The organism is Amycolatopsis sp. NPDC004169 (assembly GCF_040610315.1).
In the GTDB taxonomy this organism is placed as follows: Bacteria; Actinomycetota; Actinomycetes; order Mycobacteriales; family Pseudonocardiaceae; genus Amycolatopsis.
Genome location: NZ_JBEXMD010000103.1, coordinates 1 through 2,402, shown reverse-complemented (window position 1 = coordinate 2,402; position 2,402 = coordinate 1). Strand labels below are relative to the sequence as shown.

Annotated in this window: 2 protein-coding genes and 1 pseudogene; 1 reads left to right on the top strand and 2 read right to left on the bottom strand. The window is 74.6% G+C overall.

Annotated elements, in window-relative coordinates; genetic code table 11:
- Window positions 1–253: 253 nt before the first annotated feature.
- Window positions 254–466 (bottom strand): DUF5988 family protein, encoded by a 213-nt coding sequence (locus ABZX11_RS48145; RefSeq protein ID WP_176169598.1) that lies wholly within the window; start codon window positions 464–466, stop codon window positions 254–256.
- A gap of 50 nt (window positions 467–516) precedes the next feature.
- Window positions 517–1,296 carry an alpha/beta fold hydrolase gene (locus ABZX11_RS48140; RefSeq protein WP_354925916.1) on the bottom strand — a complete coding sequence of 260 codons (780 nt, stop codon included), beginning with the start codon at window positions 1,294–1,296 and terminating at the stop codon, window positions 517–519.
- Window positions 1,297–1,472: 176 nt separating this feature from the next.
- On the opposite strand from ABZX11_RS48140, the pseudogene ABZX11_RS48135 reads away from it, so the two are divergent.
- A pseudogene (locus ABZX11_RS48135) lies at window positions 1,473–2,402 on the top strand (long-chain fatty acid--CoA ligase); the annotation flags it as partial.

The window sequence follows — 2,402 nt, the reverse complement described above, 5'->3', positions numbered from 1 at the left end:
GCCGGGGGGGCGCCCCCCCCCCCCGCCCGGGGGGGGGCTGATGCCCCCGCCCCGCGTCCGCCCCCCCCCCCCGGGGCGCCCCCGGCGGCCCGCCCCCCGGCTCCCGTCCCCTCCCCCCCCGCCCCCCCGCCCTAACTGGGGGTCGGGGTCCCCCGCCCGGCGGCCCCCCCCCAGGGAATTTTCCGTCGGGGGCGGGCTTCGTGCGCTCCGGTGAACCGCGGGTGAGCCGGTGGCGCCGGCTCACCCGGGGGTTTCACTCGGCGACGCGGGTGCTCCCGCACCAGCGGAAGACGGCGGCCTCGGCTCCGTCCACCACCGAGAACTCACCGTCGTGGCTGAAGTGCTCGTAGCCCGCTCCGTGCGGGATCTTGAGCTTCTCTTCGAGCCCGGTGGTCACCTCGCGGGTCCGATCGTTCGCGGGCAGGCCGGCGGGCCCGCCGATCAGCGTCACTTTCCTGGGCGGCACAGCGGATACCTCCTCGTTGCGTGGTCGACGGTCACCGGGCCCGGCGTGGGTCAGGCCCGGACGGCGTGGGTGGTGGCGACGCGGGTCAGCTCGGACCGCAGCCGCGCCAGCACGTCCGCGGAGTGCTCCACCAGGAAGAAGTGGCCGCCGGGGTAGACGTGCATCGCGAAGGCGCCGGTCGTGTGCTGCTGCCACGTGCGGGCCTCTTCGGCCGTCACCTTGGGGTCGATGTCGCCGATGAAGACGGTGACCGGGCAGGGCACCAGCCGGTCCGGCGGGCAGCTGTAGGTTTCGATGGCGGTGAAGTCGCCGCGGATGGCGGGCAGCGCCATCCGGCGGATCTCTTCGTCGTCCAGCAAGGCCGTGTCCGTGCCGCCGAGCTCCTGGACCTCGGCGATGATGCCGTCGTCGCCGAGCAGGTGCACGAACTCCTCGCGGACGGTGGCGGGCCCGCGGCGGCCGGACGCGACCAGTGACGCCGGTGCGTCACCACCCCCGGCCGCCGTGCGGTGCGCCACCTCGAAGGCGAGGATCGCGCCCATGCTGTGTCCGAAGTAGACGGTCGGCTTCGGCGGCAGGCCGCCCAGCACGGCGGTCAGCCGCGCGGCGTACTCCTCGACCGAGGTGATGACCGGTTCCCGGCGCCGGTCCTGCCGCCCCGGGTACTGCAGCGAGATGACGTCCGCGACGGGCGCCAGGGCGCGCGCCACCGGCTGGAAGAAGCTCGCCGCGCCCCCCGCGTGCGGGAAGCAGACCAGCCGGGCCGGCGCGTCCGGCGCGTCGGCGAAGCGACGGATCCAGAGGGCGGCTTCGGTATCTGAGATGTCCACGGCGGAAGGGTAGGTCGCGGCCCTGGCGAGAAATCCCTAGACAGCGGCGGCCCGGCCCCGCCGCGTGGCCGCTTCGGGGACTTTTCCTAGAAGTGCGGGGATTTGTTGTGACCGGCCGATCCCGGGATGCAGACTCCGACCCGGAGTTGTCGACTGAACGGGGACGGAGCACGGCGATGACCGATCGTCTACCGGAAGACGCCGCCTTCACGCGGCAGGTGTGCCCGATCGAGCAGTGGTTCCTCGGTTTCCCGGCGAAGATGTCGCCGGTCACGAACTTCTGCGTCGAAGGCACCGGCCGGCTGACCGCCGAGCGCCTGCGCCGCGCCGTGGCCGTCGCTTCCGCAGCCTGCCCGGGCGCGCGGCTCGTCCGCCGCGGTCACCGCTGGGTCGACGGCGGTGTCGCGCCGGCCGTCAAGGTGGTCACCGGCGTCCCGGACCCGTGCGCCGCTCCCGAGCTGCGTTCGCCGCTGCCCGGCCGCTCGGGCGCGAACTGCGAGGTGCTGCTGCTCGACGGTCCCGAGCCGACCGTGGTGTTCCGGGCGAGCCACGTGGTGATGGACGGGCGCGGGCTGATCCTCTGGGCGCGGGACGTGTTCCGCGCGCTACGCGGCGAGGAACCGGCCGGTGCGCGCTCGACCGAAACGGTGCTGGACCTCGACAACCCGTTTTACCGCCGGGCCGGCCAGGCCGAGGCGGCCACCAAGGTGCCTTCGCTGCTCGGGATCCCGCCGCGCGCGGACATCCGCCGTCAGGTGTGGCGGCGGCGGACGGTCGACGGGACCTTCCCGGCGCTGAGCGCCCGGCTGGCCGCGGCGGTGACCGCGTTCTCCGGCCGGTCCACCGCGCCGATCCGGTTCCCCCTCGACCTGCGCCCGTTCCACCCGGAACTGCGGTCCACCGGGAACCTGTCGCTGGTCCTGTCCCTGGACGTGGCGGCAGGCGACTCGTGGGAAGAGATCTACCGGCGGCTGCTGGCCGCGCTGAGCGGCCGGCAGGACGGCCGGGTCTCCGCCCCGGACCCCAGCATCCTCAAGGCGCCCGTCCCGCTGCTGCGGTACTTCATCCGGCGGGCCGAGCGCTCGGCCCGCCGGGAGGACCGGTTC